This is a genomic window from Paenibacillus sp. J22R3, from assembly GCF_056269305.1.
Window position 1 is genome coordinate 31260 of record NZ_JBWDNS010000001.1, and the last position, 18287, is coordinate 49546.

14 protein-coding genes are annotated in these 18287 nt (G+C 51.1%); 13 read left to right on the forward strand and 1 reads right to left on the reverse strand.

Features of this window, described 5'->3' with window-relative positions:
- Position 1: 1 nt before the first annotated feature.
- Genes AC0YN4_RS00155 through AC0YN4_RS00165 form a run of 3 tightly spaced genes read left to right on the forward strand, consistent with a single transcriptional unit; the run spans position 2 to position 2285 of the window.
- On the forward strand, positions 2 to 913 hold the full coding sequence (locus tag AC0YN4_RS00155) for a selenium metabolism-associated LysR family transcriptional regulator (RefSeq protein WP_475780466.1): 912 nt from the start codon (positions 2 to 4) through the stop codon (positions 911 to 913).
- On the forward strand, positions 904 to 1755 hold the full coding sequence (locus AC0YN4_RS00160) for a PHP domain-containing protein (RefSeq protein ID WP_475834815.1): 852 nt from the start codon (positions 904 to 906) through the stop codon (positions 1753 to 1755). The genes AC0YN4_RS00155 and AC0YN4_RS00160 overlap by 10 nt, the downstream gene beginning before the upstream one ends.
- Before the next feature lie 5 nt (positions 1756 to 1760).
- Positions 1761 to 2285 (forward strand): MerR family transcriptional regulator, encoded by a 525-nt coding sequence (locus tag AC0YN4_RS00165; protein WP_475780468.1) that lies wholly within the window; start codon positions 1761 to 1763, stop codon positions 2283 to 2285.
- 73 nt (positions 2286 to 2358) lie between these two features.
- Here the strand turns inward: AC0YN4_RS00165 and AC0YN4_RS00170 are convergent, their stop codons facing one another.
- A complete protein-coding gene (locus AC0YN4_RS00170) occupies positions 2359 to 4209 on the reverse strand; it encodes an Rqc2 family fibronectin-binding protein (RefSeq protein WP_475834816.1) in 1851 nt (616 codons plus the stop codon).
- 160 nt (positions 4210 to 4369) lie between these two features.
- Here AC0YN4_RS00170 and AC0YN4_RS00175 point away from each other — a divergent pair, with 160 nt between their 5' ends.
- From AC0YN4_RS00175 to priA, 10 genes are all read left to right on the forward strand, one after another.
- Positions 4370 to 7162, forward strand: a complete 2793-nt coding sequence (locus AC0YN4_RS00175) for a calcium-translocating P-type ATPase, SERCA-type (RefSeq protein ID WP_475834817.1) — start codon at positions 4370 to 4372, stop codon at positions 7160 to 7162.
- Between the two features lie 97 nt (positions 7163 to 7259).
- Positions 7260 to 8282: a MerR family transcriptional regulator gene (locus AC0YN4_RS00180; RefSeq protein ID WP_475834818.1), complete on the forward strand. Its 1023-nt coding sequence runs from the start codon at positions 7260 to 7262 to the stop codon at positions 8280 to 8282.
- Between the two features lie 63 nt (positions 8283 to 8345).
- Complete coding sequence (locus tag AC0YN4_RS00185; RefSeq protein ID WP_475834819.1) at positions 8346 to 9047, forward strand: class I SAM-dependent methyltransferase; 702 nt, start codon at positions 8346 to 8348, stop codon at positions 9045 to 9047.
- A gap of 1199 nt (positions 9048 to 10246) precedes the next feature.
- On the forward strand, positions 10247 to 11077 hold the full coding sequence (gene dapF / locus AC0YN4_RS00190; protein ID WP_475834820.1) for a diaminopimelate epimerase: 831 nt from the start codon (positions 10247 to 10249) through the stop codon (positions 11075 to 11077).
- A gap of 33 nt (positions 11078 to 11110) precedes the next feature.
- The gene (locus tag AC0YN4_RS00195; RefSeq protein ID WP_475834821.1) at positions 11111 to 12970 is read left to right on the forward strand and encodes a bifunctional homocysteine S-methyltransferase/methylenetetrahydrofolate reductase; all 1860 of its coding nucleotides are present in this window, start codon (positions 11111 to 11113) and stop codon (positions 12968 to 12970) included.
- A gap of 310 nt (positions 12971 to 13280) precedes the next feature.
- Complete coding sequence (remA, locus tag AC0YN4_RS00200; protein WP_020615370.1) at positions 13281 to 13541, forward strand: extracellular matrix/biofilm regulator RemA; 261 nt, start codon at positions 13281 to 13283, stop codon at positions 13539 to 13541.
- 14 nt (positions 13542 to 13555) lie between these two features.
- The gene (gene gmk, locus AC0YN4_RS00205) at positions 13556 to 14173 is read left to right on the forward strand and encodes a guanylate kinase (RefSeq protein ID WP_475780475.1); all 618 of its coding nucleotides are present in this window, start codon (positions 13556 to 13558) and stop codon (positions 14171 to 14173) included.
- 21 nt (positions 14174 to 14194) lie between these two features.
- Positions 14195 to 14404 carry a DNA-directed RNA polymerase subunit omega gene (gene rpoZ, locus AC0YN4_RS00210; RefSeq protein WP_090978245.1) on the forward strand — a complete coding sequence of 70 codons (210 nt, stop codon included), beginning with the start codon at positions 14195 to 14197 and terminating at the stop codon, positions 14402 to 14404.
- Between the two features lie 104 nt (positions 14405 to 14508).
- Positions 14509 to 15735, forward strand: a complete 1227-nt coding sequence (gene coaBC / locus AC0YN4_RS00215; protein ID WP_475834822.1) for a bifunctional phosphopantothenoylcysteine decarboxylase/phosphopantothenate--cysteine ligase CoaBC — start codon at positions 14509 to 14511, stop codon at positions 15733 to 15735.
- Positions 15732 to 18272: a primosomal protein N' gene (priA, locus tag AC0YN4_RS00220; RefSeq protein WP_475834823.1), complete on the forward strand. Its 2541-nt coding sequence runs from the start codon at positions 15732 to 15734 to the stop codon at positions 18270 to 18272. The genes coaBC and priA overlap by 4 nt, the downstream gene beginning before the upstream one ends.
- The last annotated feature ends 15 nt before the right edge of the window (positions 18273 to 18287 follow it).

Genomic DNA, 18287 nt, shown 5'->3' on the forward strand with positions numbered 1-18287 from the left:
CATGGCGCTCAATTTTCATCAACTCCATATTTTCTATACCGTTGCAGAACGCGGGAGCTTCTCTGCGGCTGCGCAAGCACTGCATATGACACAGCCCGCCGTAACGATGCAGGTGCAGTCGCTCGAAGATTACTTCGGCACGAAACTCCTTCAACGTTCCACGAAGCGAATCGAATTGACGGAAGCAGGGCGTGCCCTAATGCCTTACGCTCAGCGCAGTATTGATTTGATTCGCGATACGGACGTCCAAATGTCCAAATTTACGACGCAGCTTAAAGGCAGGCTGCAGCTTGGAGCGAGCTTAACGATCGGCGAATATATTTTGCCGCGTCTGCTTGGTCCGTTCGGACAGGAATACCCGCATATCTCCATTAGCATGAAAGTAATGAACACGGCGCAGCTAATGGAAGAGATCGTCAATCACCAGCTGAATTTCGGCTTGATTGAAGCGCCTGTCAATCATCCGGACATGCATATGGAAGCCGTGATGAGCGATGAACTTCAGCTTATCGTTGGCAAGTCGCACCCTCTGGCGACTGCAGAAATCGTCGATCTGGAGGAAGTGATGAGCTTTCCGTTCGTCCTGCGCGAGCAAGGCTCGGGTACTCGTCTCGTCATGGAAGAGCAGCTCAGAGTGAAGAACATGGATCTCTCTGAAATGAAAATTGTCATGGAGCTTGGAAGTACAGGTGCTGTGAAATCCGCCGTGGAAGCAGGGCTTGGCATTTCCTTTGTATCGAGCTCTTCCATTAAACATGAAGTTGCCTTAGGTTTAATCAAGACGATTCCAATTCGGGATGTCCGATTTAAACGGCAATTTTATTCCATTTTCTTGAAGTCGGCGCTGCTGCCGATATCTGCGGTGACCTTTCTCAGCTTCTTGAGAGAAAGAGATTTAAATCAATGGCTGTGATGAGCCAGCGTGCAGATTTGCATACGCATACAACGGCTTCCGACGGCATGCAGCGGCCGGCGGATAATGTTGAGCTGGCCAAGGCTCGCGGCCTTGGTGCGATTGCGATCACAGACCATGACACGGTAGATGGACTGTCAGAAGCGCTTGAAGCGGGAGAGCGGCTTGGAATTACAGTTGTGCCGGGTGTAGAAATAAGTACTGTAGCCGAAGGTCGCGACATACATATACTGGGATATTACATTAACTGGGATACACCCGCTTGGAAAATGAAATTAGCATCGCTTGGCGATACTCGAGATCAGCGAAATCATATGATTATTGCGAAGTTATGTGAACTCGGTCTCTCCATATCGATGGAAGAGGTCATGGAAGCGGCACGTGCGCAAGGGAAGGATAGCGGCTCGATCGGTCGTCCTCATATCGCGGCAGTGCTGGTAGACAAAGCCTATGTGAGCTCTATGCAGGAGGCTTTCGACCGGTACCTCGCGGAAGATGGCGCAGCTTATGTTAATCCGCCAAGGCTGCATCCTTTTGAAGCATTGGAATGGATCCGAGAAGCCGGCGGTACGAGTGTGATCGCACATCCCGGAATTTATGCTAATGACGTGCTCGTAGAGTCGATCATTAAGCAGGGGGCAAAGGGAATCGAGGTCTATCATCCGGATCATTCAGCAGAAGATGAAGAACGCTATCTAAAGCTGGCAGCTCGATATCATTTGATCGTTACCGGAGGTTCCGATTTTCACGGCGAACGCCATGGAGTCGTATTTCACGGCGAGATGGGAAGCAAGACTGCCCCGATGGACGTACTGAGTCAACTCAATCCTTCACGGAGGTAGATGCCATGATTGACGGGCTTTACACAATCAAAGAAGTCTCCTTGCTGACTGGGCTGTCCACACAGCTCATCAGGAAGTGGGAGAAGCGATACGAGGCGGTGAGTCCGCTGCGTATGCCTAACGGCTATCGCGGTTACACGACGCACGATATTGGAATCATTCGTTGGTTGAAATCCCGTGTAGAAGAAGGCAGGCCAATTGGTATGGCGGTTGCTGAGCGGAAGCGGCTTAAGAGCAACTTGGAGGAGTCAAGGGAATTCTTCGACATAAATGCTGAGTTGTACTCGGCAGGTCCGGTCGATATTCTGATGCACTACTTGGAGAAAGTTGATCTGCACGGCGCTGATCAGGTGTATCGACAAGTGAGAGAGCTTCATTCCATGGAACAGCTGCTTTCACAAGTGATTAAGCCAGCGCTGCTTGAGCTCGGCGGACGGTTCGAGCGCGGCGAATTATATGACTGTAAGGAATGCTTCTGCAGTCAATATATCCGTGAAGTTGTCATGACCAGCCGGATTGGCAGGGAATAAGAAAAGGGGTTATCAGAACCATGCCGGCGAGATTGCGGCAGGTGAGATAACCCCTTTATGATTTTCCGGAAGTTTACGCCTTGATATGGGAAGGCAGTTCTTTCAGGCGCTGTTCATCTGGCGTAATGAACAATGTTTTCTGATGATCGTAGATCACGTACCCCGGCTTGGCTCCGCTTGGCTTCTTCACATGGCGAATCAGCGTATAATCGACAGGCACGGAGCTGGAAGACTTGGCTTGGCTGAAATGAGCGGCAAGCATAGCGGCTTCTTCCAGAGTTTGATCATTGAAGCCGGTTCCGCGAATGACGACATGGGAACCCGGGATATCCTTGGTATGCAGCCAAGTGTCATTCGGAGCCGCTGTCTTATTCGTTAAGAAATCATTCTGAGTGTTATTCTTACCCACATAGATGGCCACACCTTCGGATGATGTATAGCATAGCAGCGCCGGCTGCTTCGGTTTCTTCTTCTTCGCACCGCGTTTCTCGCGAGCGCGCATATATCCTTGTTCAGCCAGCTCGTCACGAATTTCATCGATATCTGACAACGAAGCACTTTCGAGCTGCTGAAGCAGCGAGGCCAAGTATTGAATTTCCTCGCGAGTGCGCTGCATCTGTTCGGCAACGATAGTAAGGCTTTTGCGATACTTCGTATATTTCTTGAAATATCGCTGTGCATTCTGAGATGGTGTGAGCTGCGGATCAAGCTGAATCGTGATCATCGGCTGCTCTTCTTCGTAGTAGTTGACGGTATCTATGAAGCTGTCCCCACGCTTCAAAGTATGCAGATTTGTCGTCAGCAGCTCGCCGAGAATACGGAGATGATCCGCCTCGCTCGCTTCCCGCAGCGTTTCCTCCAGCTTATCCAGCTTCTTCTCATTCTTGTTGCGCTCATTCTGGAGGAACCGGATGAGATCCGAAACACGCTGCTTCACAGTATCTCGAAGCGCTTTATCGCCATAGAAGGCTTCCAGCAAGATGCTTACGGATGCAAATGAAGTCCATTCGCCAGTAATGTGAGTTAGTGCTGTTACGGAGAAAGAAGCTTTGCCATTGCCAGGCAAGGTGACTAGCTGCGGCTCATACCGATGCTCAGCGAATTGCTGCATCATCTCGTGGAATGACGGCCAGAGCAGCCGTGCCATACGCTTCACATCTTCGCTTGAATCATAGACACGATCCGTATTGCTGTTTGCCGCGCGGTAGACAAGCTCCTTGGCAAGCAATGGACTGATCCCGCTAAATGCCGCGACCAGCAGCTTATCCGGCGTCAGCGAGCTTGCCGGAAGCGGCTTAGGCGTTGTACCGAAGTGGATGCTATCCTCGTCAGGAACAGGCGGGTTAAGCAATGAATCTGCCGCAGTAACCAACGAATTGGTGAATCGCTCAGCATCCGTAACAGACAGCGGATCATCTTTCCCTTGTTCAGGCGGCGCTACATAGGTAGTTCCGGGCATGATGACACGGAAGCTGCTGATTGCAGGCGTGACATGATGGATGCCATCATGAATCGTCTCCGAAGCGACATCCAGCAGAATGATATTGCTATGACGCCCCATCAGTTCAATGACGATTCGTTTATAGAACATGTCGCCAAGCTCGTCCCGCTGACGGATATCGAGATGGATAATTCGCTCGTTTCCGACCTGGCGTACCGCTTCAATGACACCGCCTTCGCAATATTTGCGAAGCAGCATGCAGAACATCGGCGCTTCCATCGGATTGATATAAGTCTGCTCGGTCCAGTGGACGCGCGGATAGGTCGGGTTTGCGGATAACAGCAGTTTGCCCTGCGCACCATTGCCTCGAATTTGCAAGACAAGGTCATGTGAAGTGGGCTGATGTATTTTATAAATGCGCGCACCGATTAAGGTTTGCAGGTCATGTGTGACGGCGCGAGTAACGATTCCATCTAATGCCATGATGCTCTTTATCCCCTTTGTTTCTGTTTCATTTCACTATCATGCCATATTCGAGACAAAAACTTAAGTCCCAAGCTGGGATATTTTGCAGTTTGTCCGAATACATTTAGGCCATATAGGCTGTCCGTCAGGCGGCAAGTAACAGGAGGGAGGGCGGGGCATGGAACAAGGTAAGTGGCATCAACTGGAAACAAGCGAGCTTGCTGAGGCGCTTCAAGCTTCTTTGGATACCGGTCTTGCACCAAGTGTAGCAGCGGAACGTTTGCGTGAAGTCGGTCGAAATGAGCTGACGGAGGGGAAGAAGGTTCCTCCGATTATGCTGTTCCTCGGTCAGTTCAAAGATTTTATGGTGCTTGTGCTTATGGGGGCAACATTGATTTCCGGTTTGCTCGGCGAATATTTGGATGCCATCACGATCGTGGCCATTATCGTCATCAATGCGATACTGGGATTCGTGCAAGAATTTCGAGCGGAGAAATCACTGCGTGCACTAAAAGCATTGTCCGCACCGCTGGCCAAGACATTGCGTGGAGGCGAGTCAGTAGTTGTTCCTGCAAGCGAATTAGTACCGGGTGACCTCGTAGAGCTGGAAAGCGGAGATCGTATTCCTGCTGACATTCGCTTCATTGAGGCGAACAGCTGTTATGCGGAGGAGTCTGCGCTGACAGGCGAATCCGTTCCGGTTAACAAGCACTGTGTTGTGATCCGGGAAGAGGAGATTCCGCTTGGAGACATGCGCAACATTGGGTTTATGGGGACGATGATTACCCGCGGAACGGCAAAGGGGATTGTAGTTCGTACCGGTATGAATACCGAGATGGGCAAAATCGCAAACCTCATTCAGCAGACCGAAACCATGGAAACACCGCTGCAGCATCGTCTTGAGCAGCTCGGCAAAATTCTCATCGTTGTTGCACTGGCGTTAACTGTAATGGTGGTAGTTGCAGGTATCTTGCACGGACAACCTGCTTATGAGATGTTTCTTGCGGGAGTCAGTTTGGCTGTAGCCGCAATCCCGGAAGGTCTGCCAGCCATCGTAACCATTGCACTCGCACTTGGTGTTCAGCGAATGATCAAACGCCGAGCCATTGTACGTAAGCTGCCTTCCGTGGAGACACTCGGCTGCGCTTCGGTTATTTGTTCGGACAAGACAGGTACTCTTACGCAGAACAAAATGACCGTGACGAAGCTGTGGATCGGCGGTCAAGGGTTGGATGTTACCGGGGACGGCTACGAGCCGACCGGTTCCTGCTTCGAAGGCGGCAAAGCAGTCGATATTAAGCAGCACCAGCCGCTGCGCAGGCTGCTGCAAATTGCGGCACTGTGCAACAACGCATCCGTTACTCGTATCGATGACGAGCAGGATGCTAAGCGCAAGAAATCCAAGACGACATTCGTTCAAGATGAGTGGGTGCTGAAAGGAGATCCGACAGAAGGGGCATTGACTGTCCTTGCCGGTAAGCTGGGCGTCACCTTGAAGTCGCTTGAAGGACTGTATCAGCGGGTCAAAGAATTTCCGTTTGACTCGGAACGTAAGCGGATGTCCGTGCTCGTCACCCACCAAGGCGGCCGCCTTGTATGTACCAAAGGAGCGCCTGACGTTCTGATGGAGCAATGTTCATATATTCTATGGGACGGTAAAGTCGTTCCGTTTACAGCTACCTTGAAGCAAAAAGTGAACAATGCCAGTGAAGACATGGCGCAATCGGCGCTGCGAGTCTTGGGTTTCGCCTACCGGGATTTAAGATCGCACGACGCAGCCGAAGATGAAGCCGATGTGGAAAATCAATTGATCTTCGTAGGTCTCTCCGGCATGATCGATCCGCCGCGACGTGAAGTTCGCGAATCGATTGCGAACTGCCGCCGTGCCGGAATTAAAACCGTGATGATCACAGGCGATCATCAGCTTACCGCAGAAGCGATCGCGGGTCAGCTTGGCATTATGCCAAGAGGCGGCATCGCGATCAGCGGGCAGCAATTGAACGGGATGAGCGAAGAGCAGCTGGATCGCCTGATCGATAACATCTACGTGTATGCGAGGGTGTCGCCGGAGCATAAGCTTCGTATCGTTAAGGCGCTGCAGCGCAAGGGCCACGTCGTTGCCATGACGGGCGATGGTGTCAACGATGCACCTGCCATTAAAGCGGCGGATATCGGAATTGCGATGGGCATCACCGGAACGGACGTTTCCAAGGAAGCATCGTCGCTTGTGCTAAGCGATGATAATTTCAGCAGCATCGTGGCTGCTATCGAAGAAGGACGCAGCATCTACGAGAATATCCGTAAATTTATCCGCTATTTGCTGGCATCCAACGTAGGCGAGATTTTGACGATGTTCTTGGCCATGATGGCAGGTCTGCCGCTTCCGCTCGTGCCGATTCAAATTCTCTGGGTCAATCTGGTTACAGACGGATTACCGGCAATGGCTCTTGGCGTCGACCAAGCCGAGAAGGATCTCATGCAGCAGAAACCGCGTTCGGCGAAGGAAAGTATATTTGCTCGCAGGCTGGGCTGGAAAATTATTAGTCGAGGCATTCTGATCGGCGTATGTACGCTGGCCGCCTTCTGGGTGACACTCCGAACGGCGCCTAACGATCCGAATAATCTCATTCATGCACAAACCGTAGCTTTTGCCACACTCGTTATGGCACAGCTCATTCATGTATTTGACTGCCGCAGCTCTCGTTCGATCTTCCACCGTAATATTTTGCAAAATAAATACTTGCTGTTCGCGGTGCTGTCGTCTGTTCTGCTGATGCTTGGCGTGCTCTATATTGAAGCGCTGCAGCCGATTTTCAAGACCGTACCACTTGATTTCCGCGATTGGTGCTTAGTCCTTGTAGCAGCGGGCATTCCGACTTTCATGATGGGGATCGGAAGCGTGCTCGGCACAACCGAGAAGAAGAAAAAATCAAATTGGCCGCTTAGCGGGCCGAAATCAGTGACTAGATAAGGGATGGAAACCGGTGGTTACGCGCTGCCGGTTTCTTTTTGCATGAGATTAACCTTCACCTTAGGTTATAGTTTATAGTAGGTGCAGGAGGCGGAGCATGAAAATCAACGACTTGGCGAAAAGACTGAATATCACACAGCGAGCTATACGATTATACGAATCAAAAGGGCTTCTGAAGCCCGAGCGCGGACAAGAGAACGGCTACCGCTATTACTCGGAGAGTGAAGCGTGGCGATTGCAAACGATCTCGTCCCTGCGTGAGCTCGGACTTAGTATTGAACAGATAAAGGCTCTAATGACGAAGCTGGATCAAGGGGATTCTGCTACCGTTCACCACTATCTCGAATTGCAGCGCATGGCGCTTACCGCTAAGTGGGTGGAGTGGAAATTTGCGATCGGTATGCTTGATGAGCTGATCGCGAGGTTCGAACAGAAGCAACAGTTGGACGTGGAAGATCTGTTTCAATTGACTGGCGAGTTAAAGCAGATTCAGTACAGCCAATCTACTTGGATGGATACGTGGAACTTCGATCAGCTCGCAGCGGTCTATGATCGCTCGGAAGCTATGCTTTCGACAGGAGCTGTATTGTCCCAAGCAGAATATGAAACGGCGCTCGATTTCATTGTACAGTGGGTGTCGCCGAAGTCAGGTGAGCAGGGGCTCGATATCGGAACCGGAACAGGCAATCTTGCAGGCAAACTACTGGCGCTTGGAGCGACCATGTCGGCATTGGACCAATCCAAAGAAATGCTGGCCAAATGCAGAGCAAGATTTCCTTCTATGAGCGCCAAACTTGGGAATGCACTGGCACTCCCGTTCTTGGACAAGCAGTTCACTCTTGTTGTGTCGGCATTCGCGCTGCATCATTTGAATGCTCAACAGCAGCTGCTTGCGCTTGATCAAATGGATCGTGTTCTGGCGCCGGGCGGCAGGATTTGTATTGCAGGTCTGATGTTTGAGGGCGAATTGAGTAGTTCAAGTTTGAGGCCGCCGGATACCACGAGACATCCTACGAATCGGCAGGAGCTGCTTGAGTGGTTTAGGACTCATGACTATATCACCGTTTCGCATGCGGTGAATCTTTGGATTCATGTCGTCTATGCGGTACGCAAACATTGATTTGACCTTCACCTTGCGTCAGCCCTTAAGCTTGCGTGGAAAGCCAATATAGGAGGGAAACGCATGCCAGATCATGATCAAATTTATCAAAGTGAAGCGGAACGTTATGAGCAGTTGGTTTCGTTCGAGGATGTCAATCACAATTTGCTGCATATCATCAAACGAATCGTACCAGCATTAACCGAGGCAGCAGTTCTGGATATCGGTGCAGGAACAGGCCGGTTAACGACGATGCTCGCTCCGATTGTCGCATCCATTACCGCAACCGACGCTTCCGGCGCGATGCTCGAGGTGGCTTCAAGCAAGTTATCGTCTCTTGGATTAACGAATTGGCAGACTGCGGTTGCTCGGCATGATGAGATACCTCTGGGCGATAGTAGTGTTGACCTTGTAACTGCAGGCTGGACCATCTGTTATTCTACGAGCAGTAACGTCGAGGGCTGGAGGTCGAATTTGTCCGTCTTCATGGATGAAATCAGAAGGATGATGAAACCCGGCGGTACATGTATCATCTTCGAAAACTTCGGCACCGGCTCTTCGGTTCCGAACCCGCCGGACTTCTTAACGGCCTATTACGCAGCTCTTGAGAACGAATTCGGCTTCGAACACGAGGCGATCCGCACCGATTATCATTTCGAGACTGTCGAGGCTGCCGTCTCCATCACGAACTTCTTCTTCGGCGACTGGCTCAGCACACAAGTGCAGGTAAGCAACAGTCCGGTGGTCGAAGAGTGGACCGGTGTGTGGTGGAAGAGGTTTGAGTAGTTAGGCGTAACAAAAGCCGGATTGTGAGGTGCTAATGTAGCGACTTTGAGTCTGTAGAGAAACCCACGTTCACCATAACGTCGGGTTTCTTTGTAGTTCTTGGTATTGCGTCGGGGCTGTGGTGGTGGTGGTGGTGGTGGCGGTGTGGTGCTTGTTGCGCACGACAGTCGAATTGTAACGGTTGTGACAGTGGCTATTTCGAATAAAATGCCCATTGTTATTGTCTAACGGTTGCCAAAGAGCTTAATTGGGCTTTTTCTAGTCGAAATTAACCCATTTATCGTAAATAGCCACTGTCACACCCTTTAGCATTTGAAAACCCGAATTTTTCCTGAAATAGGCTCGCTGGCAACCGTTAGAATTTACTTAGACTGACTGCCAAGACTCTCTTGCATCCTCGGAGTCGCTTAAAAGAGACTTCTTGTTTCATTTTGTTGCCGCAGGCAACCCGCCATGAAACAGGCGGACCTAAGATTGCCAGGCCGCGCAGAGGCCGAACCCGCAATCCACAAAAACCGCCAGGAAACAGGCGGCTCCTAGATTGCCAGGTCGCGTAGAGGCCGAACCGGCAATCCACAAGAAAACCGCCAGGAAACAGGCGGCCCCTAGATTGCCAGGCCGCGTAGATGCCGAACCGGCAATCCACAAGAAAACCGCCAAGAAACTGGCGACTCTCAGATTGCCAGGCCGCGCAGAGGCCGCCCGGCAATCCCCTCAAACCAACTTCTCCGCCAGGAAACAGGCGGCCAACAGATTGCCTGGGCAGCGAAGCGGCACACTGGCAATCCCCGCCCTTCCCAGCGCCAAAAGTAAAGCGTGTCCCGAATGGGACGAAAGCGAACCAAGCACGCACCGAATCTAATGCGTCTCCAAGGCGGACCACGTTACGATGGTCCCGTAGGGACACCAGGTAGATAGTAAGCTCCAAAAGTAAAGGCGTGTCCCGAATGGGACGAAAGCGAGGATGAGCACGTATGAACTCGGGAGCGCTTCTCTGCTGCACAAACGTTATTCATTTTCCGGGTGTCCAGAGGGCGGGAGTCCTCGGGGTCCCCCTTTCTAAGGGGGATTTAGGGGGATGTCCGTTTAGTACAACAAAGTGATGCAATAATGCAAAGATTAAGGTACACTAAATAAATTATAATGAATCCAGAGATTTCAATCATCGAGTTCGATCGGACAAAAGGGAGTGCGAGTAGATGAATTTTACGAAGATGCATGGACTGGGCAATGACTTTATCGTTGTCGAAGGAGAACCGAAATTACCGGATAACGCAGCCGAGCTCGCGGTACAGCTTTGCAATCGCTTTTTCGGCATTGGTGCCGACGGACTTGTTTATATTTTACCTTCAGAGAATGCCGATTTCCGGATGCGCATCATGAACTCCGACGGCTCCGAAGCAGAGCAATGCGGCAATGCCATTCGCTGCGTAGCGAAATATGTATTCGATAACGGTTTAACAGATAAAGAAACGCTGACCATTGAAACGCTGGGTGCGGGCGTGCAAGAAGTGCAACTGACAGTCGAGAACGGCAAAGCCGTACTGGTACGAGTTAATATGGGACAACCGATTCTCGAAGGGCTGAAAGTGCCGACGACAATCGATGCCAATCCGGTCATTAACCAATCGATCGAAGTGGATGGACGCGAGTTCAAATTTACAGCAGTATCGATGGGCAATCCGCACTGTGTTATCTATGTAGAGGATGCGGTTAACTTTGATCTTGCAGCATGGGGGCCGAAGCTTGAAGTACATCCGATGTTCCCTCGCAAAATCAATGTGGAGTTCGTAACGGTTCGTTCGAAAGACTTCACCGATATGCGGGTATGGGAACGCGGCGCAGGACCTACTCTTGCATGTGGAACCGGAGCATGCGCAACAGTAGTTGCTTCCGTGTTGAACGGGTATACAGATCGCACAGCAACGGTGTCGCTGAAAGGCGGAGACTTGCTGATCGAGTGGAATGAAGAGAACAATTATGTTTATATGACAGGACCGGCGGCAGAAGTATTCCGTGGTACAATCTAAGGAATCACAGGATAGCATGAAGGAGTTTTGAAAATGAAACCGGATTTACGGGAAGCGCTACAAGCGCGCATCTTGACCGGGGACGGCGCGATGGGAACCTATCTCTATGGGATGGGGTTCCCTGTCGGCGTTTCATACGAAGAATTTAATGTCTTGCGTCCAGAGGTCATCGCAGATGTGCACCGTCGTTATTATGAAGCGGGGGCGCGGGTCATCGAGACGAATACGTTCTCGGCGAATCTGGCTAGCCTCTCGCATTATGGATTGGATCATGAAGTCGAGGCGATCAATCGAGCGGGTGTTCAGCTTGCGCGTGACGCAGTGGGCAGCGATGCCTACGTAGTCGGAGCTGTCGGTTCGATCCGAGCAGGCAAACGAAAGAATATCGCGGCCATGCAGCTGGAGCAGCTATTTCATCAGCAAATGGATGCGCTTCTGAATGCTGGCGTTGACGGCATTTTGCTAGAGACATTCTATGATCTTGAGGAAGCATTGCTCGCGCTTCGCGTCGCTCGCAAGCTCACGGATGTTCCGGTCATTTGCCAATTTGCGGTGGAGAAAGAAGCGGTTACGCAAGACGGTCATCCGCTTGCCATCGCGTTCAACAACTTGAAGCAAGAAGGCGCAGATGTGGTGGGCTTTAACTGCAGAAGCGGCCCGAACGGCATTATGCGTGCAATCGATTCAATCGTCGGCGATATCGTCTTGCCGCTCTCCATTTTTCCGAATGCGGGAATTCCGGATTATGTGGATGGCAAATATATGTTCTCGGCGACGCCGGAATATTTTGCACAATCGGCTCGCAAATTCGCAGATCGAGGCGCTCGGATTATTGGCGGCTGCTGCGGAACTACACCGGAGCATATCGCGGCTATTGCGAAGTCGCTGGAAGGGTACGCGCCGCAACCGTTTGAGCCTGAGGCTCAGCAACAGAAGCAGCCGGTTCAGCTGGAACGTATCGCCTTGGAACCGGCGCCGCAACCCGTATCGGAACCAACGATCGTGGATTTGGTCAAAGAGCGCCACACGGTAATCGTAGAGCTTGATCCGCCGAGAGACCTCAACATTCAGAAGTTTATGGATGGTGCCAGAGCGCTCAAGGAAATCAAAGCGGATGCCGTGACCATGGCAGACAACTCGCTGGCTGTCACGCGGATGAGCAATATTGCACTCGCGTCGCTCGTTCAGCATCAAGTGGGAATTCGCCCGCTTGTTCACATCGCATGTCGCGATCGTAATTTGATCGGTACACAGTCGCATATGATGGGTCTTGATGCGCTTGGCATCGACCATGTCTTAGCCGTGACCGGCGATCCAGCTCGTTTCGGTGATTTGCCGGATTCCAGCTCCGTTTACGATCTGACTTCATTCGAGATGATCCGTATGATCAATCAGTTGAATGAAGGCATCGCATTCTCGGGCAAAGCGCTCAAGCAGAAAGCGAATTTCATTACAGGCGCTGCCTTTAATCCAAACGTCAAATATCTGGATAAGGCTATTGCGCGTCTCGAGAAGAAAATAGATTCCGGTGCAGATTACATCATGACGCAGCCGGTTTATGATAAAGAGCTGATCGTCCGCATGGCGGAAGCGACGAAACATTTGACCGTCCCGATCTTCATTGGCATCATGCCGCTTGCGAGTGGTCGCAACGCCGAATATTTGCACAATGAGGTTCCTGGTATTCAGCTATCTGATGATGTGCGCAGACGGATGGCCGGTTTGGAAGGCGAAGAAGGACGAGCGGAAGGTGTTCGGATCGCGGAGGAATTACTGGATACCGCATTGGAATATTTCAAAGGCATCTATCTGATCACGCCGTTTATGTTCTATGAGATGACGGTGCAGCTGACAGATTATGTCTGGAGAAAAACGAGTGAAAAAACGGGTTAAGCCCGTTTCTTCTTGTGTTTATGCAATAACACTTGTTCGTATTGTAAAAATGAATTAGAATAGTCATTGGATGCACTTGCCATGCCGCTTCGGATGCGATAGAATAGGGGACCTGACTATCGCTTCAAATCTTGTAAGCAATCAGCTGGCCGAACGTATGCTCCGGACATTTTTCGTCAAGAATAATGCAATATTCTGTCATCAAACTTAAAGGTTCCGGCAGAAGATTCGACTCCATCATTCTTGCGCTTATCTATACATCGTGTTCAATTGCATGATCATGCACGGGAGATACCGGAGGGGAACAGAAATGGCCATTAAGCTCATTAATATCGGTTTCGGAAATATCGTTTCCGCCAATCGAATTATCTCGATTGTAAGCCCGGAATCGGCGCCGATTAAACGGATTATCCAAGAAGCTCGCGACCGTCATATGCTGATTGATGCTACATATGGACGCCGCACACGCGCTGTTATTATTACGGACAGCGATCACGTTATTCTGTCGGCCGTACAACCGGAGACGGTTGCTCATCGGTTGTCGACTAAGGATGACGATCACGACGAATAGTGACGGGGAGTAATATGAACAGAGGATTGTTAATTGTATTATCCGGCCCATCGGGCGTAGGCAAGGGAACGGTTTGTTCCGAACTTCGGCATAAGCAGAGTGACCTCATTTATTCCGTTTCGGCAACCACACGCTCTCCCCGTCAAGGTGAGATCGACGGCATTAATTATTTTTTTAAATCAAGAGAACAGTTCCAAGACATGATTGCGAAGGATGCCCTTCTGGAGCATGCGGAATATGTCGGTAATTACTACGGCACACCGCGTGATTTTGTTGAGCGTACACTTGCTTCGGGCAAAGATATCATTCTTGAAATTGAAGTGCAAGGCGCGTTAAAAGTAAAAGAGAAGTTTCCGCAAGGTGTCTTTATTTTCTTGGTGCCGCCTTCTCTTGATGTGCTCAAGCAGCGCATTACCGGACGGGGAACTGAGAATGCCGATATTATTGACCATCGCATGTCAGTAGCGGTGGAAGAAATGAATCTTATTCATTATTACGATTATGCAGTCGTGAATGATCAGATTGACGCTGCGTGTCATCGCATACAGAGCATCATCGTAGCAGAGCATTGCCGTCGTGACCGATTTATCGCAGAGCTTGAGGAAGTGAAAGAAGCTTCCGAGAAAGCCTAGCATGAGTGAGGTGAAGGAACGTTGTTATATCCATCGATTGATGAAATGATGAAGAAGGTCGACAGCAAGTATTCCTTGGTTGTCGCTGCATCGCGTCGCGCAAGGATGCTTCGTGACGGAAGCAAGACAGAAATTCGTTCCCCAAGATCCCATAAGTATGTGGGAATTGCCCTCGAAGAAATCTACCAAGATATTCTTGTAGTGGAGAGCACGCTGAACAAGAAGGACTAAGAAATTCATGAAGCACAACGATAACAACCCTAGCGGTTGTTATTTTTTTAACATTTTAGAATGGTTCAATCCATGATGCTACAGCGTAAGAGGAGTGATCATAGGTGCTGAAAGGGAAAACAATTGTACTAGGCATCTCCGGCGGAATCGCAGCCTATAAGGCGGCGACCGTGTGCAGCAGATTGGTGCAAGCAGGTGCGAATGTACGTGTTATCATGACGGAATCGGCAACGAAGTTCATTGCGCCGCTCACCTTGCAAACACTGTCGCGTCATACCGTATATACGGATACGTTTGACGAATTCGATCCGTCGGTTGTCGCGCATATCAATGTGGCGGACAGTGCGGATTTGGTTGTGATCGCGCCTGCCACTGCCAACATATTAGCGAAAATGGCGCATGGCATCGGTGATGACATGCTGAGCACGACGCTTCTGGCCACGACAGCGCCGATTCTTATCGCGCCTGCCATGAACGTCCATATGTACGATCATCCGGCTGTTGCGCATAACATGGCGCTGCTCGCGGAACGCGGAGCACGCTTCGTGGAGCCTGGCACCGGATTACTCGCATGCGGCTATGTTGGCAAAGGTCGTTTGGCGGAGCCGGAAGAAATCGTACAGGCTGTGAAGCAGTGGTTCGAGCAGAGCCAGGATCTAGCGGGTAAGCGAGTAATCGTTACGGCAGGCGGAACCGTGGAACGACTGGATCCTGTGCGTTTCCTAACCAACGACTCTTCCGGCAAAATGGGCTTTGCTCTTGCGGAAGCAGCAGCGAATCGTGGAGCGAACGTCACGCTTATTGCAGCTCGTACAAGCGCAGAGCCTATACAAGGCGTAAACATCGTACATGTTGAGTCTGCCGAGGACATGCTGCAATCAGTACTGGAACGATATGACACTGCAGATTTGGTGATTAAAGCAGCGGCAGTCGCGGATTATCGGCCCGTTGTACGTGCGAATCGCAAAATCAAGAAAAGCGAAGAGAAGCTCGTCATCGAGCTGGAGCGAACGACTGACATCCTGAAGACGCTTGGCGAGAAGAAGAAGCATCAATTTCTGGTTGGCTTCGCTGCCGAAACCGATCAAGTGGCGCATTATGCAATGGATAAGCTGGTTCGCAAGCATTGCGATCTCATTGTTGCAAACGATGTATCGCAAGAAGGCGCAGGCTTCAACGTCGATACGAATATTGTGCAGCTGTTTGGCGAAGAAGGGCTTGTGGAGGCGATGCCGATGCTTCGCAAACGAGAAGTGGCAGACCGGTTAATGAGCATCATTACACAGCGGATGCAAGCCAAGTCAGCAGCGGCCAAGGGGGCCGCGGAATGATTGCCAAAGTCATCGTAGATGTGCCGAGCCGTGCGACGGATCGGCCTTTTGACTATACGATACCCATGGGACTGCTTGGCTGGGTGGAGATCGGCAGTCGAGTAGGTGTTCCATTCGGAGGACGCGTTCTGCAAGGATTCGTAATTGGGCTCGCTGATTATGCGGATGTAGACGTTAACAAGCTGAAGCCGATTGCCGAACTACTGGATCACATCCCGCCTCTTTCGCCTGATTTGGTCGAGCTGGCACAATGGATCAGCGAGAAGTATTTCTGCCCGCTTACAACTGCACTACAAGTGATGATTCCTGCAGCGCTCAAAGGGAAAGCCGACTCCGTCGTGACGATAGCAGAAGAGGAACAGGAGTATACTTGGCTTCAGCCAGGTGTTGGAGAAGCGCCGTGGCTCGCGTTTATACGAGCGAGCGGCGGACCGGTTCGGATGGCGGCTTTACAGGAACGTTTTCCGGAGGATGCAATTGCAATCAAGCAGGCAATTAAGCAAGGGATTTTGACGGAGCAGGTTTCAATTAAGGATCGGTTGTCCGTTCGTAAAGTGCTGACGATCTACCCGCCTGATAACGAAGCGTTGGCTCAAGAAGCGTTACTGAATTATTCTGCTCGCGCCGCCAAACAACAAGAAGTTCTTCGCTATATGCTGGAAAACCGTGAGCCGATTACAATGACTGCGCTTGTTGAGACCTTGTCGACGACATCGAGCACGATCCGCGCAGTTGCAGATAAAGGCTTGATTACGCTCCGCGAAGTCGAACAGCAGCGTGATCCTTACGCAGGACGCAACTTCAAACGGACTGAACCGCTTCCGTTAACGGAAGGACAGCAGGCCGTTTATGAAGAAATCGCGGAAGCGCTGGATGAAGAAGCATCTCGTGTATTTCTGCTCCATGGTGTAACAGGCAGCGGGAAAACAGAAGTGTATCTGCAAACGATCGAGCGCTGCTTACAATACGAGCGGCAGGCTATCGTGCTCGTTCCGGAAATCGCCCTCACACCGCAGATGGTGGAGCGGTTCAAAGGACGTTTCGGCGATTTGGTCGCCGTCTTACATAGCCGCCTATCCAACGGTGAGCGTTACGACGAATGGCGGAAGATTCGCGAAGGTCGCGCCCAAGTTGCGGTCGGGGCAAGATCGGCCGTATTCGCTCCGTTCCAGCGAGTAGGCTTAATTATCATAGACGAAGAACATGAGTCTTCCTATAAACAAGAGGAAAGTCCGAAGTATCATGCGCGAGATGTTGCGGTGAGACGAGCCAGGCAGCATGGCGCTGCTGTCGTACTGGGATCGGCAACGCCTTCACTGGAAAGCTTTGCTGCTGCTTCAAGAATACTCGCAGCAACTTCGGCTTCGGCTTCATCCACTTCAGAAGATGCAGCTAAATCAAGCGGAGCCGCGCTTCTGCCTATGCCGCAGCGGGTCGGCAATCGTCCGATGCCTAAGGTTCATCTCATCGATATGCGAGACGAACTCAAAGCAGGCAATCGCTCCATGTTCAGTCGCCAACTCCATGAAGCGCTTCTTGATCGGCTGGAGAAAGGCGAACAGTCGGTGCTGCTGCTGAATCGGCGCGGCTATTCAACCTTCGTCATGTGCCGCTCATGCGGATATACGGCGCAATGCCCGCACTGCGATATTTCGCTCACCTTCCATCAGAAGTCGCGCGTCATGCGCTGTCACTATTGCGGTCATGCCGAACAAGCGCCTGAGAAATGCCCGACTTGCGAAAGCGAGCATATTCGATTCTTCGGAACAGGCACGCAGCGGGTGGAAGAGGAGCTGGCTAAGCTGTTTCCAGGCATTCGCGTCATTCGGATGGATGTGGATACGACAACCGAGAAAGGCTCGCACGAGAAATGGCTGACTATGTTCGGCGAGCGTAAGGCAGATGTGCTGCTCGGTACTCAAATGGTAGCCAAAGGGCTTGATTTTCCATACGTTACCTTGGTAGGCGTTATTGCCGCAGATACATCACTTCACTTGCCTGATTTCCGCGCTGCGGAGAAAACGTTCCAGCTGTTGACGCAGGTTGCGGGCCGGGCTGGGCGGCATGAGCTGCTTGGCGAAGTCGTCGTGCAGACCTACAATCCGGAGCATTATGCGATCGTTTCGGCCCAGCATCATGATTATGCCGCATTCGTGCAGGAGGAGCTGAAGCATCGACGCTTCATGTCGTACCCGCCGTTCTGCAGGCTTATTGTAGTGACCTTATCGGATGAGCAGCTGGCGCTTCTCATTACGGCAGGAGATAAACTTGCATCCACGCTTCGACAGCTGGCTTACGAGTCCGGTGTGAAAGGCTGGATCGATAGTGACGGCAGCCGTTTTATTGATATATTAGGGCCTGTTGCCTCTCCCATTCCGCGCATGAAAGATCGCTATCGTTTTCAATGTATGATAAAATATCGTGGAAACGTCGGGGCTATCGATCTGTTAAAGCAGGCAATCAGCATGATTTCGGGACCCCAGGGTCAACCGCCGGTGCAGATTAGCGTTGACGTAGATCCGCAAGTGATATTATAAGTAGAATTTTTATTA

Coding starts and splice junctions, on each gene's coding strand:
- AC0YN4_RS00180 (WP_475834818.1), top strand. CDS start 7,260: ATGAAAATCAACGACTTGGCGAAAAGACTGAATATCACACAGCGAGCT.
- AC0YN4_RS00175 (WP_475834817.1), top strand. CDS start 4,370: ATGGAACAAGGTAAGTGGCATCAACTGGAAACAAGCGAGCTTGCTGAG.
- AC0YN4_RS00160 (WP_475834815.1), top strand. CDS start 904: ATGGCTGTGATGAGCCAGCGTGCAGATTTGCATACGCATACAACGGCT.
- AC0YN4_RS00170 (WP_475834816.1), bottom strand. CDS start 4,209: ATGGCATTAGATGGAATCGTTACTCGCGCCGTCACACATGACCTGCAA.
- priA (WP_475834823.1), top strand. CDS start 15,732: ATGATTGCCAAAGTCATCGTAGATGTGCCGAGCCGTGCGACGGATCGG.
- gmk (WP_475780475.1), top strand. CDS start 13,556: ATGAACAGAGGATTGTTAATTGTATTATCCGGCCCATCGGGCGTAGGC.
- remA (WP_020615370.1), top strand. CDS start 13,281: ATGGCCATTAAGCTCATTAATATCGGTTTCGGAAATATCGTTTCCGCC.
- AC0YN4_RS00185 (WP_475834819.1), top strand. CDS start 8,346: ATGCCAGATCATGATCAAATTTATCAAAGTGAAGCGGAACGTTATGAG.
- AC0YN4_RS00195 (WP_475834821.1), top strand. CDS start 11,111: ATGAAACCGGATTTACGGGAAGCGCTACAAGCGCGCATCTTGACCGGG.
- AC0YN4_RS00165 (WP_475780468.1), top strand. CDS start 1,761: ATGATTGACGGGCTTTACACAATCAAAGAAGTCTCCTTGCTGACTGGG.
- dapF (WP_475834820.1), top strand. CDS start 10,247: ATGAATTTTACGAAGATGCATGGACTGGGCAATGACTTTATCGTTGTC.
- AC0YN4_RS00155 (WP_475780466.1), top strand. CDS start 2: ATGGCGCTCAATTTTCATCAACTCCATATTTTCTATACCGTTGCAGAA.